This window comes from Comamonas avium (genome assembly GCF_014836675.1).
GTDB classification, from domain to species: Bacteria; Pseudomonadota; Gammaproteobacteria; order Burkholderiales; family Burkholderiaceae_C; genus Comamonas; species Comamonas avium.
In genome coordinates this window covers 340,341-357,389 of the sequence record NZ_JACSQK010000001.1, presented here as the reverse complement: position 1 = coordinate 357,389, position 17,049 = coordinate 340,341, and the positions used below count along the sequence as shown (strand labels likewise).

Annotated in this window: 8 protein-coding genes; 2 read left to right on the top strand and 6 right to left on the bottom strand. The window is 56.9% G+C overall.

Translation table 11 applies throughout. The annotated features are described in order from the left end of the window. Positions 1-272: 272 nt before the first annotated feature. Positions 273-2,708, top strand: coding sequence for a putative bifunctional diguanylate cyclase/phosphodiesterase (locus H9646_RS01570; protein ID WP_191721570.1), 2,436 nt, complete (start codon positions 273-275; stop codon positions 2,706-2,708). 47 nt (positions 2,709-2,755) lie between these two features. Here the strand turns inward: H9646_RS01570 and H9646_RS01565 are convergent, their stop codons facing one another. Next, positions 2,756-5,248: a YgiQ family radical SAM protein gene (locus H9646_RS01565; RefSeq protein WP_191721569.1), complete on the bottom strand. Its 2,493-nt coding sequence runs from the start codon at positions 5,246-5,248 to the stop codon at positions 2,756-2,758. A 137-nt stretch (positions 5,249-5,385) separates the two neighbouring features. On the opposite strand from H9646_RS01565, the gene H9646_RS01560 reads away from it, so the two are divergent. Continuing rightward, complete coding sequence (locus H9646_RS01560) at positions 5,386-5,670, top strand: hypothetical protein (RefSeq protein ID WP_191721568.1); 285 nt, start codon at positions 5,386-5,388, stop codon at positions 5,668-5,670. A gap of 56 nt (positions 5,671-5,726) precedes the next feature. On the opposite strand, the gene rssA is transcribed toward H9646_RS01560, so the two are convergent. From rssA to H9646_RS01535, 5 genes are all read right to left on the bottom strand, one after another. Beyond that, positions 5,727-6,695, bottom strand: a complete 969-nt coding sequence (rssA, locus tag H9646_RS01555) for a patatin-like phospholipase RssA (protein ID WP_191721567.1) — start codon at positions 6,693-6,695, stop codon at positions 5,727-5,729. After that, positions 6,696-8,795, bottom strand: a complete 2,100-nt coding sequence (gene ligA / locus H9646_RS01550) for an NAD-dependent DNA ligase LigA (RefSeq protein WP_191721566.1) — start codon at positions 8,793-8,795, stop codon at positions 6,696-6,698. A 12-nt stretch (positions 8,796-8,807) separates the two neighbouring features. Beyond that, on the bottom strand, positions 8,808-9,998 hold the full coding sequence (locus H9646_RS01545) for a cell division protein ZipA C-terminal FtsZ-binding domain-containing protein (RefSeq protein ID WP_191721565.1): 1,191 nt from the start codon (positions 9,996-9,998) through the stop codon (positions 8,808-8,810). A gap of 27 nt (positions 9,999-10,025) precedes the next feature. Further along, a complete protein-coding gene (gene smc / locus H9646_RS01540; protein ID WP_191721564.1) occupies positions 10,026-13,550 on the bottom strand; it encodes a chromosome segregation protein SMC in 3,525 nt (1,174 codons plus the stop codon). Positions 13,551-13,784: 234 nt separating this feature from the next. After that, positions 13,785-16,967 (bottom strand): bifunctional diguanylate cyclase/phosphodiesterase, encoded by a 3,183-nt coding sequence (locus H9646_RS01535; protein ID WP_191721563.1) that lies wholly within the window; start codon positions 16,965-16,967, stop codon positions 13,785-13,787. Positions 16,968-17,049: the final 82 nt, after the last annotated feature.

The following is a 17,049-nucleotide window of genomic DNA, read 5'->3' as shown; positions in this document are numbered from 1 at the left end:
GCTGTGCGCCGCCAGTCGTTTGCAAGTTCAAGTTGTACGCCTAACCACCGGCAAGGCCCAGCAACCAAGGGCCATGGTGCCTTTGACAACGCTGCCACTGAAGCAATGCATGCCACACCATGGCGTCGCAGCTAGCAAGCCACTAACAGATGCAGCGCGCTGCACTGAGACACGCAAACCGCACGCAAGCCACCTGCCACCTGTTTTGTGTGAGAGACATACTCCCCTAGCGCCAGAGCAAGTCGCCTCTTAACCCTTTAAAGCTGACTTGTATGTCCAACCGCCTTCTCACCAGTAAACATTACAAATGGCGGCGCTGGTTATTCATCAGCGCTGTGGCCGTACAGCTCTTGGTCGCCAGTGCAAGCATTGTGCTGATGTCCTCTGTCCGTGTCGTGGTCAGTGGTGAAAGTCTGTGGAGCAAAGGGCTGTATGTCGCTTTCTCCAACCTTCACCAATATGCAGACAGCGGGGCAGCGCAAGACTACATCAGCTTTCAAGAAGCACTCTCCATTCCGCTGGGCGTTGGCAAGGCCCGAGAAGCATTAGATGCAGGCCAGCAAGATACGCACGCTATGCGGGAGGGGCTGCTGCAAGGCGAAAACCACCCCGCAGACATCGACAGCCTGCTGCGTGTGTTGCCATGGTTTTGGAACATGAAGATATTGCAGCCGACCATAGCGCTATGGCGCCAGGGAGATGCACACGTTCAGTCCATCCGTGAACTGGGTGAACAGATTTTTATCCGCCGCTCCTCAGACAAGCCAGTTTCTCCCAGAGAAATCGCCGCATGGCACCAGCAGATTGCGGCCATAGACAGCACCGTCATGCCGCTGGCCAAGCAGTTCAGCGCATCGCTGGGCGAAAACTCTCGCAGTCTGGGCAATATGCTGCTTTTGGTGAACTTGCTGACTGCGCTCGTCTTGAGCATTTTGTATTGGCTATCTGTACAGCGCGCCATTGCTGAAAGCATTAAAGCCAACAGCGAACTGGAGGTGGAGCGTCTGCGCAGCAACGTCACCTTAGCGGCGCTAGGCGATGGTGTACTCACCCTGGACACGCAGCAACGCATTCGATATGCCAACCCAGCGGTATCACGCCTGCTGGATATGCCTCTTGGCCGCTTGCTGGGTCGCAGCGTGATTGAAGTCTTGCCATTTTCCGCAGAAATGCTGCAGCCACCAGGCATTCACCAGCACCGAGATGAAAGCGTACATTGGCTTACCCGGGCAGAGCAAGACAGTGTGGCTGTGCGTGTTTCCATCACTTCGCTGGAGCAAGACGACGTGCACTCCGGCTCGGTGATGGTCTTGCACGATGTTTCTCAAGAGCAAAACTACATGCGCATGCTGGCATGGCAACAAAGCCACGACCTGCTCACCGGCCTGGACAATCGCGCAGCCTTTGAAAAGTATCTGCTTCAAGCCGTTGGCAAATACCAAGCCAGCCTGCTGCATCTGAACCTGGATCATTTCAAGATGATCAATGCCAGCTACGGTCACGCCGCAGGTGATGAAATCTTGCGCCAGGTGTGCCAGCAGCTGCGTTTGGCCTTGCGGGAAAGCGACGTAATGGCGCGTGTCGGTGGTGACGAATTCGCCGTCCTGCTCAACCATTGCCAGCCCCATGCAGCCATGCAAACTGCCGAGCGTTTACGCAAGTCCGTGCATGAGCTCAATGTGCAGTGGCGACAGCACAACCTGCACACCGGGGTGAGCATTGGTGTCGTTCACATTGACCCCAGCCAGAACAACGATCCGCAAAACCTTCTGGGCATGGCAGACAGTGCCTGCAAGCACGCCAAAGACAGTGGCCGCAACCGTATCACCGTCTACAACCCCTACAACCGTGTATTTCAACGCTATCAGGGCGACATGGATTGGGTGCAGCGCCTGCGCACCAGCCTGGAAGAGGACAAGTTCACCTTGTATGCACAAACCGTGTACCCCCTGACACCCCAGGGAAAGGGCATGGACGGCATTCATTTTGAAGTGCTGCTGCGTCTATTTGACAAGCCCGGGCAACCGCTATCTCCTGCCGAATTCATTCCGGTTGCTGAACGCTATGACCTGATGACGCTGATTGATCGCTGGGTCGTGCGCAATACCCTCAAGCTGCTGAAAATGCACCTTGCCCAGGGTGCGAATATCAGCACCTGCTCCATCAATCTTTCTGGCACCAGTTTGGGCGACAGCGAGTTGCTCGAATTCATTCGCCACAACATTTTGAGCCAAGGTGTTGCTGCAGAAAAACTGTGTTTTGAAATCACGGAAACCAGTGCGATTGCCAGCATGGACAGCGCAACATCCATGATCAATGAATTGCGCCAACTGGGATGCCGCTTCTCGCTGGATGACTTCGGCTCCGGCATGGCCAGCTTCAAATACCTGCAACAGCTCCCCGTTGACTATCTGAAGATAGACGGCAGTTTTGTGCGCGACATGCTCAAAAACCCCAACAATTTCGCCATGGTGGAAGTCATCAACCACATTGGCCATGTAATGGGCAAGCAAACCGTCGCAGAATTTGTCGGCGATCAAGCCACCTTCGAAGCCTTGCAGGCCATGGGCATCGACTACGCACAGGGCTATTACATTGCGCCCCCCGTCTTGCTGGATGCTGCTTTTTTCACGCAGGCATCGCGCCCACCGCCACAGCTAAGACCGGCCAGAAAAAACAGCACGCCTGCAGGCATCCCGCGTACATAAAAAAAGGGCCGGCACAATTTGTACCAGCCCTTTTTTGCAACACCGCTTTAGCGCTGCGGCTTTTTACCCGCCTGAGGGCGTGCTTTCACACCTGCACGTGGAGGCAGGCCTGTGTGCTGGGTGAGCAACCTGCCGGGGCGCGGTTGTCCACCGGCATCATTGCCGCGGAATCGCACATCACCCTTGGGTTCTTTGGCGGCGTTCTCGTCGATAGGCCGTGGACGCATGGCAACAGCCTTTCCGTCCTTGTTCACCGTATAGCCCAGACCTGACGTTGTCGCCTTGGTCTGCGTGCTGTTCTTCTTGCGGGCACTTTGGTAACTGCCATCCACCAAAGGCTGGAACGTAGGAATCAAATGCTGCTTGCTATTGCCAATCAGGTCAGCACGCCCCATGGCCTTGAGCGCTTCGCGCAGCAGCGGCCAGTTGTTTGCATCGTGGTAGCGCAAAAAGGCCTTGTGCAGACGACGGCGCTTTTCACCGCGCACGATGTCTACGCGCTCTTCATCCTCGTCCCGCATTTCTCTGCGCACCTTGGTCAAGGTGTTGCGGCCGCTGTGGTACATGGCTGTCGCCGTAGCCATGGGGCTGGGGTAGAAGGTTTGCACCTGGTCAGCACGGAAACCATTCTTCTTGAGCCAGATGGCCAGATTCATCATGTCTTCATCGCTGGTGCCGGGGTGCGCAGCAATGAAGTATGGAATCAGAAATTGCTTCTTACCTGCTTCTTCGCTGTACTTTTCAAACAGCTGCTTGAACTTGTCGTAGCTGCCAATGCCCGGCTTCATCATCTTATTGAGCGGGCCAGCTTCGGTGTGCTCAGGGGCAATCTTCAGGTAGCCGCCCACGTGGTGCTGCACCAGCTCCTTGACGTATTCGGGTGATTTCACCGCCAGGTCATAGCGCAGGCCAGAGCCAATCAAGATCTTCTTGATGCCCGAGAGCTTGCGGGCACGGCGGTAGATATTGATCAGCGGGCCGTGGTCAGTGTGCAGGTTCGGGCAGATGCCGGGGAACACGCAGCTGGGCTTGCGGCAGTGCTTTTCAATCTCGGGGCTGGAGCAGCCCAGACGGTACATATTGGCCGTGGGGCCGCCCAGGTCAGAGATGGTGCCGGTAAAACCGGTGACCTTGTCGCGGATGTCCTCAATCTCTTGAATGATGGAGTCTTCGGAGCGGCTTTGAATGATGCGGCCTTCGTGCTCAGTAATCGAGCAGAAAGTGCAGCCACCAAAACAACCACGCATGATGTTCACCGAAGTGCGAATCATCTCCCACGCAGGAATCTTGGTCTCGCCCTCATGGCTGCCGTTTGCGTCGGCGTAGCTAGGGTGCGGTCCCCGCGCATACGGCAAGCCAAACACCCAGTCCATCTCCGCGGTGGTCAACGGAATGGGCGGCGGGTTCAACCAGACATCACGCGCCGTGGCACCGTCGCCATGGGCCTGCACCATGGCGCGGGCATTGCCAGGATTGGTTTCCAGGTGCAGAACGCGGTTGGCGTGCGCATACAAAATGGGGTCGCTTTTGACCTGTTCATAGCTGGGCAAGCGCAGTACCGTCTTGTCACGGGGCGGCATCTTGCTCTTGCTGCGCAAAGACAGGTTAGGCACAAACTGAATGGGCTGTACCGAAGGCATTGCAGATACAGTATCTTTTTGGCCCGTAGCGCAATCTGTACCTGCGTTAACAGCTACTGTGTTTGGTGCATCTTCTTTGGAGCAGCTTTGGCCTTGTGCCGCTGCCTGCTCGCTGGTTGTCATGTACGGATTGATGTGGGCTTCCACCACACCAGGCTCATCCACCTCGGTGGAGTCCACCTCAAACCAGCCTTCTTCAGAGGCACGACGCACAAAGGCGGTACCGCGCACGTCGGTAATTTGCTCCACCTGCTCACGGCGTGAAATACGGTGGGCAACCTCTACCAGCGCACGTTCAGCATTGCCATACAGCAAAATGTCGCACTTGCTGTCTACCACAATAGAGCGGCGGACCTTGTCGCTCCAATAGTCATAGTGCGCAATGCGGCGCAGCGAGCCTTCGATACCACCCAGCACGATGGGCACATCCTTGAAGGCTTCGCGACAGCGCTGGCAATACACAATGGCAGCACGGTCTGGACGCTTGCCGCCCACGTCTCCAGGAGTGTAGGCATCGTCACTGCGGATTTTGCGATCCGCTGTGTAACGATTGATCATGGAGTCCATGTTGCCTGCAGTCACACCCCAAAACAGATTGGGCTTGCCCAAAGCCTTGAAGGCTTCAGCGCTTTGCCAATCGGGCTGGGCAATGATGCCGACGCGAAAGCCTTGAGACTCCAGCACACGGCCAATGACAGACATACCAAAGCTGGGATGATCCACATAGGCATCGCCCGTGACCAAGATGATGTCGCAGCTGTCCCAGCCCAGCTGATCCATCTCTGCCCTGCTCATTGGCAAAAACGGTGCCGTACCAAAGCGCTTCGCCCAGTAGGGACGATAGCTGGTCAGCGGCTTGGCATCACGCTGAAAAAAGGAAACATCAATCGGTGCGTTCATCGGGGGATTTGTGCGAAAAATCTAACCCCGCAGTTTACTTTTGCACTGCCAACATTGGGGTCAGTAGGTCTATAGCACTGCAACCAAGCCGCGCTTGCGTTACAAAGTATTTTTTCGACCCACGTAAATGAGTTGCCATGAGCATTGTTGTCTTCCACATGTACAACCTCCAGCCTGAAGGCCAGACACCCGAGTGGTTACCCCAATCCCATGCCTACAGCGACAGCGAGATGAGTCAGGCCCTTGCACACTGCCAGAGCCTGCGCATGGACCCACGCAATGCGCATGTGTGCATCTCCTCAGAGCTGCGCGAGATGGTCGGCATCATGGGCGTTTCAGCGGTTGAGAATGGCCGAACCCCGGATGGCGAAGTGTACGACTGGAGCAAAGCAGGCCGTGCGGGTGCTGTACGCCGCCGATAAGCAAACGCTGCAATAACGAAAATCAACGTAATCGCTTATTGCACAAGCGTTAACAGCTATTTTTTCTGATCGACCGGTTTCCAGCCAAAGTGTTGCAAACCGGGCAAAGCGGCCTGCGCTGCTGCATAACCAGCAGCCATGGCTTCTTTGGCACGGTGAAAGTCCAGCAAACCCATGTGTGCTAGGCGTGGTGCAATCACCAGCTCTGGAGGGTCACCTGCCATGCGGCTGCGCGTGATCCGCATTTGCATGATGTTCACACTGGTCATAACCACATCCAGCAACGAGGGCACTTGCATCGTTTCCTCTGGTGCCAAGTCTGCTGGCGATTGCCCGGGCATCCAGCTTCGAAGACCCTGCTGAAGGCGGCTGATCCATGCGGCACTTTGCGCCTCCACCACTTCGGGCAGCTGGCCGCCAGGAATAGCTGGGACTACCGCCAGAGGGCGCATGTGCCGATGTACCAGATCCGCATTCAGATCCACGGCAATCACAATGTCGGCCCCCATGGCACGGGCCAACGAAGACGGCACGGGATTGACCAGACCACCGTCCACCAGCAACCGGCCATCGCGAACCACAGGCGTGAACAAACCTGGTAAGGCAATAGAGGCACGCACGGCCCTGGCAATCGAGCCATGGCGCAACCACACCTCAGCGCCTGAATGCAGGTCGGTCGCCACCGATCCGAATGGGATCGCAGAGTCTTCGATGTCAAAGTCAGCGAAATTGCGGCGCCAAAAATCAATCAGCTTCTCCCCCTTGAGCATGCCGCCCGAGAGGTTGAAATCCATAAAGCCAAACACATCGCGCATGCCCAGACTCTGCGCCCAATCAGCAAACCGCTCTATCTCCCCTGCGGCATAGGCGGCGCCAACCAGCGCACCAATTGAAGCGCCACACACCACATCGGGCTTGATGCCTGCATCATCCAGCGCCTTGAGCACGCCAATGTGCGCCCAGCCACGGGCAGAACCACTGCCCAGCGCTAAACCAATCTTCGGTGCGCGCGGGGTCAGTGCCATTTAGAGTTCCTTGCCTTGAAGCAATGCAAGCAAGCCAGCTTCGTCCAGCACTGGCACGCCCAGTTCCTGTGCTTTGGCCAGCTTGCTGCCCGCTTCAGCGCCAGCGACGACATAACTAGTTTTTTTGCTGACCGATCCGCTGACCTTGGCCCCTGCTGCTTCCAGCAATTCTTTGGCCTCATCGCGCCCCATGGTGGGCAACGTGCCAGTCAGCACCACGGTTTTGCCCGCCAGAATTTGCGGGGACTTCTCAGCGGGTGCGCCTTCTGCCCACTGCACGCCACAAGCGCGCAATTGCTCTACCACTTCGCGGTTGTGCGGCTGGGCAAAAAAGGTGTGAATGCTTTCAGCCACGACAGGCCCTACATCGCGCACTTCCATCAACTGCTCGAGACTTGCATCCATGATGGCGTCCAGCAGGCCAAAGTGACGCGCCAGATCCTTAGCCGTTGCCTCGCCTACGTTGCGAATTCCCAAACCAAACAAGAAACGGTTCAGCGTCGTTGATTTGGATTGTTCCAGCGCATCCAGCAGGTTCTGGGCAGATTTCTCGGCCATGCGGTCCAGCGCAGCCAGCCCAGACAAACCAAGGCGATACAAGTCAGGCAAGGTACGCACTACACCGCTATCGACCAGCTGGTCTACCAGTTTTCCGCCCAAGCCTTCAATATCCAGAGCCCGGCGCGCTGCAAAATGCAAAATCGCCTCTTTGCGCTGTGCGGGGCAGAACAGCCCCCCTGTACAACGGTGGTTGGCCTCGCCTTTTTCACGCACCACTTCAGAGCCGCAAATGGGACATTTCTTGGGCATCTGAAAGTTGGGCACATAAGCGGGGCGCTCACCAGGCACTTTGCCTACTACTTCTGGAATCACATCGCCAGCGCGGCGCACGATAACGGTATCGCCCACACGCACGCGCTTCTTGCGAATTTCAAACAGGTTGTGCAACGTGGCGTTGGTGACGGTCACGCCCCCCACGCTGACCGGAGCCAGCCGCGCCACGGGGGTGAGCTTACCGGTGCGCCCCACCTGTACGTCTATACCTTCCATCACTGTTGGCATCTCTTCAGCCGGGTACTTGTGCGCCACCGCCCAACGGGGTTCGCGCGTCACAAAACCCAGTTGCCGCTGTAAAGCCAGACTGTTGACCTTATAGACCGCTCCATCAATTTCGTAAGGCAATGCAGCGCGCTGCGCGCCCAATTGAGCATGAAACGCAATCAGGTCAGGAGCGCCATGCGCAATCCGTACTTGCTCAGCAACCGGAAAGCCCCAAACCTTCAGCTGCTGCAGCATGTCGTAATGCGTCGCAAAAGCTGGCCCACCCTGAGCAGAAGCAGTCACCTCGCCCACACCATAGGCAAAGAACGACAAGGGTCGCTGCATGGCAATGCTGGAATCGAGCTGACGCACCGAACCCGCAGCGGCATTGCGTGGGTTGGCAAACTGCTTGCCGCCCGCGGCTTGCTGCCTGGCATTGAGCTGGGCGAAATCTGCACGGCGCATATAGACCTCGCCACGCACTTCCAGCACCGCAGGCACGTTGGATGCCCCCAGCACCAAGGGGATTTGGCGAATGGTACGAACGTTGTGAGTGACATCCTCACCCACCTCACCGTCGCCGCGAGTGACTGCATGCACAAGGCGGCCATTTTCGTAGCGCAAGCTCATGGCCAAGCCATCAAACTTGGGTTCAGCCACGTACTCCACCGCGGGGGCACTGTCACTAAGTTCCAACTCGCGGCGAATGCGCGCATCAAATGCCTGTGCGCCCGTTGCCTCGTTGTCGGTTTCAGTACGAATGGAAAGCATCGGCACCACATGGCGCACAGGTTTCAGACCATCTAGCACCGCACCAATCACGCGCTGGGTGGGTGACTCCGCTGTACGCAATGCGGGGTAGGCATCTTCCAAAGCCTGTAATTGCTGAAAAACACGGTCGTACTCACCATCAGGAACTGTCGGGGCGTCCTGCACATAGTATTCATGTGCCCACTGCTGCAATTGACTGCGCAGCGCCTGCACCTTTTCCACCACAGCTTTGGGCGCTGCAGGAGCAGGCTGTTCAGGCGTTGCATCGCCAAAAAGATCCAAATTCACACGTTGACCATCTTAGTTAAACAAACGACGCGCCAGCATGGAGCCTGCAGAAAGCTCACGGCTGTCGAGCTTGTCGTACAGCTTGTCCAGATCCGCAGCAATCGGATCCAGCACCTGAGGCAGCAGCTGGTAGCCATTTTGATCACACAGCATGCCATCCATGCCTTCGCACAGTTGTTGAACGACTTCACGCAAGCGCGTAAATGGCTCTTCAGTGCGCGGCACTTGCGGTACATCCAAACTCAGCCACACTTCGTGCACTGCAGTCTGGTCCAGATTGTCAGCCTGCGCAGCTTGTGCGTCATAGACCAACGTCAGCAGAGGCGCATGGGCCGATGTTACTGAGGGCAATTGCATACGTCCTGGCATCGCCGCAGAGACAAAACCCGCCGCTGCAGCATGCTGCTCGATATAGCCTGGGCTCCAGGCTGCACGACGGGGCCGCAGCATAAAGCTCAGTTGGGCATCGTGTTCCCCGGCAAACTGATCCAGCTCGCGTGCGCGGCTCACTTCATGCAGCATGTCTGGCAAGTCCACTGCAGCGTTCAGTGCATCGCCAAAGCCCTGCACTTTGGCCACAAACTCAGAAAATTCAATCTCGTTGAGTGCACCCAGACGATTGGCCAATTGCACACCGCCCTGAAAAGCCGAATAACGCTGCCCGGCACGCACGGTTTCCCATTCGCCAGACGCTGCATTCAAGCCTTCAATCCGAAACTGCTTGCTACCCGCGCGCCGCGTGGTGGGCTGCACCATCAACGCGGCATCACCCGTCACCACATTTTCTATACGGATAGGAGCAATCGCATCAATCAACCCGTCTAGCGCTTGCTTGCGTTCCGCATTTTGCTGTGCAACACGTGCAGCAGATTCAGGCGTTGCGGTCAACATGCCCTCGGCAGCATCGGCAGCAGGCGATGCATCCAAAGCGGTATCTGCGCCCCATGTGTGCCCGCTGCTCTCCGCAGATGCGGGGGTACTGTCAAACAGCGGATCTGCCGCTGATACATGTGCGTGCTCTGGAAGATTGGTCACATCCACGCCATCCAGCGCAGGGTCAAAGCGAGAGTGGCCATCACTGACGCGGGTATCCGCATCTGCCCGCTTGGGTGCATTGCGACGGTACAGCCATGTGTTGTAGGCAACGATCAGACCCAGCAGGATCACGCCCGCCACGGCCAAACTGATTTGAAGGGTACTCATGAAAGTGCTTTGTCCCGTTATCCATACTCAGGCGTGGGCCATGGACAGGGCAGATTCCATATCCACGGCCACGATGCGCGAGACACCTTGCTCTTGCATCGTCACGCCAATCAATTGTTGCGCCATTTCCATGGCAATTTTGTTGTGACTGATGAACAGGAACTGGGTTCCCTTGCTCATGCTGGCCACAAGTTTGGCATAGCGCTCTGTATTCGCATCGTCCAAGGGGGCATCCACCTCATCGAGCAGACAAAAAGGCGCTGGATTCAACTGGAAGATGGCAAACACCAGCGCAATTGCGGTCAACGCCTTTTCGCCACCCGAGAGCAAATGAATGGTCTGGTTCTTTTTGCCCGGGGGCTGCGCAATCACCTGGACACCAGAATCCAGAATTTCGTCACCGGTAATCACCAGTTTGGCCTGCCCTCCACCAAACAGCTCAGGGAACATGCGGCCAAAGTGCTCATTGACGGTGTTGAAGGTCCCCGAGAGCAACTCGCGCGTTTCGTTGTCAATCTTCTTGATCGCGTTTTCCAGCGTGCTCATGGCTTCCGTCAAATCAGCCATCTGGGCATCCAGAAAGGTCTTGCGCTCCTTGGCCAATTGCAGCTCTTCCAGAGCCGCCAAGTTCACCGCGCCCAGCGCCACAATGTCGCGTTGCAAACGATCAATTTCGCTTTGCAATCCATGCAGCTTGACGTTGCCTTCCAAAATGGATTGCGCCACAGCGGCCAGATCAGCCCCCGCTTCCGCCAACTGCTGCTCATACTGCGCACTGCCCAGCGAAGCGGCCTGCTCTTTGAGCTGAAACTCCGTAATACGCGATCGCATGGGCTCCAAAGCCCGTTCAATCTGGACGCGGCGCTCATCACTGGCACGCAGCTTGTTGGTCAGGTCTTCATATTCACTGCGCGCAGCAGACACGGCCTGCTCACGCTCCATCTTGAGGTTCAACGCATCCTGCAGACCGCCTTGGGCGGCGGCGTCGTTCAAACGCCCTTGCTCCACCTGGGCTCGTTCGCGCTCTTCGAGCAGTGACTTGGTTTGCTGCTCAGCGGTTTCCAGCGTGCGCTGCAACTCTCCTTGCCGCGCTTGCATGCTGCGCTGGCTGAAGGTTGCCTCTTGCGCACGGCGCTCCAAAGTGCGAAGCTGTTCGCGGCTTTCTGCCAGCTTGCGCTCAGACTCAATAACTTTGTCATCCAGCTGGGCGTGCAGCTCCTGGCTGTCGGCCAGCTGCATATCCAGCTCTTCAAACCGCGCTTCTGCAGCCACCGCGCGCTCTTGTAAATCATCCAGTGCAGCTTGCACTTCGGCCACGTCGGCCTCAATCTGCGCGGTGCGTGCACGTGCTTGCTCTGCTTGCTGTGTCAGGCGCAGCATGTCTACCTGCAATTCGTGGGCAGATTGCTTGGCCTCCGTTGCTTCACGGCGCGCACTGACCAAACGCTGCGAGGCATCGGCATAGGCAGCCTCAGCCTTCACCAAGGCGCTGCGCGCTTCCTCGCTGATCAGCGCCTGTGCCCGCAGCTCTTTTTCCAGATGTTCAATTTCCTGCGCTCGCGCCAGCAAGCCTGATTGTTCAGAATCCTGGGCATAAAAGCTCACGCTGTACGCGGTGACCGCATGGCCTGTCGGTACATAAATGGTGTCACCGGCTTTAAGCTGGGCACGGTGGTTCAGCGCTTCATCCAAACTCTGGGCGGTGTAGCAGCCAGTGAGCCACTCGGTCAGCAACGCCTTCAGGCTGGCATCGCTGACACGCAACAACTCCGCCATCAGCGGCAAGCCATTTCCACTCAGGTTGATACTGGCATCGGGTTTGCAATAGAAGGCCAAGCGAGCGGGAGGAGCATCTTTGGCCGATGCGCCCAAAAACCCCCGCACCATGTCCAAGCGGCTCACTTCCAGCGCGCCCATACGCTCGCGCAAGGCGGCTTCCAGCGCATTTTCCCAACCACTTTCCACAGCAATCCGTGTCCACAGACCCTGCAAGCCATCTAGGCCGTGCTTGGCCAGCCAGGGCTGAAGCTTGCCGTCGGTTTTGACCTTTTCCTGCAGCGCCTTAAGCGCTTCCATGCGCGCGGCCAGCTCTGCTTGCTTGGCTGTTTCTGCATTCAGTGTGTGTTGGCGACTACGGCGCCCATCATCAAGCTGTGGAACGCTGTCTTGCAGCTCCACCAAGGCCGCTTCCGCCATCTCTGCCATCTCAGCGGCATCGGAGTACTGCTCCGTAATTTGCTGCAACCGTGCCTCGTCGGGGGTTGCCAAAGCATTGCGATCGTTACGCAGTCGCTCCAAGCGGCTTTCATGCTGACGATTTTGTTCGTTGATGCTGCGCTGCTCGGCAGCCAGTACCTGAATTTGCTGCTGCACCTGCACCACTTGCTGGCGCTGGGTATTGGCCTTGTTCTGGGTGACGCGCAATGCGTCTTCCAGGTCAGGCAAACGCAGGCTTTGCTCCTCCAGTTGCGCTGCCAGCATTTCAGCCTGCTCTTCGGCATCCATGCCGCTGGAGGCCAGGCTCTCCAGCTCCATGTCTGCATCGTCCTTGCGCTGCGCCCACTGGGTAATTTGCTCGGCCAGTTGCTGCATGCGCTGCTCAACGCGCTGGCGACCTTCCACCACATAGCGGATTTCCGCCTCCAACTTACCGACTTCAGCAGTTGCTTCGTACAGGCGGCCTTGTGCTTGGTTGACTTTGTCACCCGCTTCGTAGTGCGCCTGGCGAATGGCTTCCAGATCAGCCTCGATATGGCGGATTTCTGCCATCCGGCTTTCCAGGTCATTGACGGCTTGCATGCCTTCTTGGCGAATTCTTGACAGATCGCCTTCCGCATCTTGCTTTTTCAAGAACCACAACTGGTGCTGCTTGAGGGTGACGCTGCCTTGCAGTGCGTTGTACTGGGCAGCAACCACGGCCTGTTTTTCCAGCTTGTCGAGGTTGGCATTCAACTCGCGCAAGATGTCTTCTACACGTGTCAGGTTCTCACGCGTATCAGAGAGCCGGTTCTCAGTTTCGCGACGGCGCTCCTTGTATTTGGAAACACCGGCAGCCTCTTCCAGAAAAAGGCGCAACTCTTCAGGGCGCGATTCGATAATGCGACTGATCGTGCCTTGACCAATGATGGCGTAGGCACGCGGTCCCAAACCCGTACCCAAAAACACATCCTGCACGTCACGTCGGCGCACTGGCTGGTTGTTGATGAAGTAAGAGCTGTTGCCGTCACGCGTGAGCACGCGCTTGACGGCGATCTCGGTGAACTGCCCCCACTGACCACCAGCTCGGTGATCGCTGTTATCAAACACCAGCTCTACACTGGAGCGGCTGGCGGGTTTACGGTGCGTGGTCCCATTGAAGATAACGTCCTGCATGCTCTCGCCGCGCAGCTCACTGGCCTTGCTTTCACCCAGCACCCAGCGTACGGCGTCCATGATGTTGGACTTGCCACAGCCATTGGGCCCCACCACGCCAACCAGCTGGCCGGGCAGCAGAAAATTGGTGGGTTCGGCAAAAGACTTAAAGCCAGAAAGCTTGATGGAGTTAAGGCGCACAGAGGTTTGAAATCAGCAGCAGACGATGCAACGGGGGAAGATGAACAGGGATGATAACGCCCCCGGTTACAGATACTGAGAACGCGATAGCAGCGAGTTTGTAACAAAAATAGGCTTTTACGCTTACACAATAAGCGCTTGCAGCTCTACATTCAGGAGTAGAAACAAAGCACACGCTGCAGATCTGACGCAGACTACAGCCTGAGTGCTACACCATTCAGTACAGACTGAGTTTCAACCTGCTTCGCTCAGCGCCTTACCCTCGGCACCATACGCATGGGCCCACGCCTCAAACTCAGCTGCTGGTTGCGGACGACTGAAGTAAAAGCCCTGCCAGTAGCTGCAGCCATTTTTGGCCAGAAATACCCGTTGCGCTTCAGTCTCCACACCTTCAGCAATCACCTGCAGCCCCAGACTGTTACCCAAGGCAATAATGGAGCGTGCAATCGCCGCATCATTGGTGCTTGTGACTACTTCACGCACAAAGCTTTGGTCGATTTTGAGTTTGTCCAACGGCAAACGCTTGAGGTAACTCAGCGACGAGTAGCCCGTGCCGAAATCATCCAGCGAGAACATGACGCCGATGGCCTTGAGCTGCACCATCTTCTGAATCGTGTCTTCCACATCGGTCAGCAGCATGCCCTCCGTGAGCTCCAGCTCCAGCAAGCCCGGCTTGGCGCCTGTAACTTGCAAAGCTTGCTGCACTTGCTCAACAAAATTGGGCTGATAGAACTGGCGTGGACTGACATTCACCGACATGGTCAACTCGGCCAACGCCGGGTTTTGCGCCCAATGCGCCAACTGCCGGCATGCAGCGTACAGCACCCATTCGCCCAAAGGCAAAATCAGGCCGGACTCTTCTGCCGTTGGAACAAATACCCCTGGTGGAATGAATCCCTTGGTGGGATGCTTCCAGCGCAGCAAGGCTTCCGCGCCAATGACCTTGTCCCTCTGAACCTGAGGTTGAAAGAACAGATCAAACTCATGGCGCTCCAAAGCCAGGCGCATGTCCTTTTCCATCTCAACACGCGCACTGACCGCTTTTTGCATGCTGGGATCAAAAAACTGCAAAGTATCGCGTCCGGCGCTCTTGGCCTGATACAGGGCCAGATCCGCCCGCTTGAGCAACTCCTCCACCGAATCGCCTGCACCACAAAACATGACAGCGCCCATGCTGACGGTGACGTGGAAATCCTGGTTGCCTAAATAGAAAGGCGTTCTCAAGGCCTCCAATATAGAGCGCCCCATTTGCTCGGTGTAACGCCCCGCCTCCAAAGCGTCAGTTGGCAAATCTTCCAGAACCACCGCAAACTCATCGCCCCCTTGCCGCGCCAGAGTGTGCCGCCCTGCAATACAGTTGCTTAACCGCGTTGCCACCAGACGCAGCAATGCGTCACCGTGCTGGTGTCCCAGGGTTTCGTTGAGCGACTTGAAGTTATCAATATCCAAGAGCAGCAATGCACCACGCCCCGCATGGCCACGCTGGCTGCGTGTCAGGGCCTCGCTCAAACGGTCCAGCAGCAGGCGACGGTTGGGCAACTGCGTCAAGTTGTCGTAAAAGCCCAGCCAGCGAATCTCGGCCTCGGCTGCCTTGCGCTGCGTCACATCAACAAAGCTCAAGAGGATGCGCCCACCCAAGAAACGGCCAGAGACTTCCATCGTCAGCTCTTGCCCACTCTTGCTGCGCAACAGGTATTCCATGGCTGGCATGTTCACACCTGTTGGAACCACTTCACAGCGGCCCATATTCAAACGCTGCAACAGCGTTGCATGCTGCTGCGCATCAACACACAAATGCCGCCACAAAGCAGATTCATCCTGCACATCGCTTTGTTCCCAGCCCGTCATGACCTCAAACTGGTGGTTCACAAACTCGATATTGCCTACAGGTCCGACGACCACCAGACCCACCGGCATATAACGCAGCATTTCGCTGGAATAAGCTTCACGCGCCTGCAATTGCTCTTGCAGCAAACGGCGCTCGGTCACATCCATCAGCAAGACAATATGGCGGCCAACAGCCCTGCCGCCCGCATTCAACAGTGGAGAAACCCAGACTTCGGTCCAAATAACCCCGCCGTCTGCACGCAGCATCCGCTGTGTGCTCACAAAGTGCGGAAGCCGGCCACTGGTCAGCTGTCGCTCCAGCCTCTCGCACTCAGCACGGTCGTCCGGGTGAATACGCTCATAAATCGTCATTGATTCAAGCGCTTCCAAGCCAAACCCTACGACATCTGCGAAACGCGCGTTGACGCTGAGATAGCGGCCGCTAGCTGGCTCTATCTCAGCCACACCCACCGCAGTTTGGTTGAACAAGGCTTTGAGCCTGTCCGTACGCTCGCTCAATAAATTGTGTTTGGCCTCTGCCTGAATTTGCGCACGCATTCGCTGCAGCGAAAGCAGCAGCACAACGGCCGCCAGGAGCAATGTGGCACCCAAAGTACTGCTGGCAATAATCACCGGGAACGAGCGCTCTACATCCGACAGAACCGAGCCATTGGAGGCAAACTCCAGAGACCACATGCGTCCCCAGATCACAATCGCTTTTTTGGCCCTTGGCGCAGAAGCTGGTACATCAGCCCATCCCTCTGAGACATAGACCACCTGGTCTGCTTGCGTGGTAGGAATTCCCTCAGGTACAACGCCTACATCCTCAATGGACACCACCGTATGCGGAAGCATGCCTCGTGCGAGAAAGCGCTCCATCATGCGCTCCAAATTCACACTGAGATTCAAGACACCCGTCAGGGCACCCAGCTCGCCTCCCTGTCCAGCCGTACGCAAGGGCACACTGATCAGAACCCCTGTGGTTGCATTGTTCGTTGGCGACAGTACCAACGGCGCACTCATGACAGGCCCGGACACGTGCTGCACACTTGCAATCAACGCTTTGATTGGCGGGTAACGTTCAGCATCCATGCCCCGCAAAGCACGCCGCGCGCCCAGAGGCCATACATCGTCCACGATGTAGTAATCGGGCTGCACCAAAGGCAGCGAAGGCATTTGACTTTCATCAACGCGCTGCTGCGCGGATATATCCCGCAGCAAGCGCTCCCTATGTTCTGCATAGGGGGCCGCATCCATTCGCCTTATCAGGCTCAATGCCTCTAGACCCGGGTAACGAAAAGCAGCGTCCTGCGTGAGCTTGGAGGCTGCAAACACCTCATGGGCAGGCACTGTGCTCATCTCCAGAACAGACTTCATCCCATGGACGATGTCGCCATAGGCATAGAACCTTTGCGCCACTGAAGCGCTGAACATCTCAGCTTGCTGATCCAGTCGCAGCTGCACGGTGTGCGCTTGCCGCTCTTCAAGGCTCTGCCATAGACCTACGCTCAACGCGCAGCCAAAAGCCAGCACAGCAACGGTAGGCCACCACATTTGCAGCCGCTGTTGGAGTTTGGAGCGTGATTTCATTAGCAAAGCACAAAAAAGAAGAAAGACGGTGAGGCTTGCCAGCGATTGCTAACAAAGATTAACCAGCGTTCAAGCATAACCC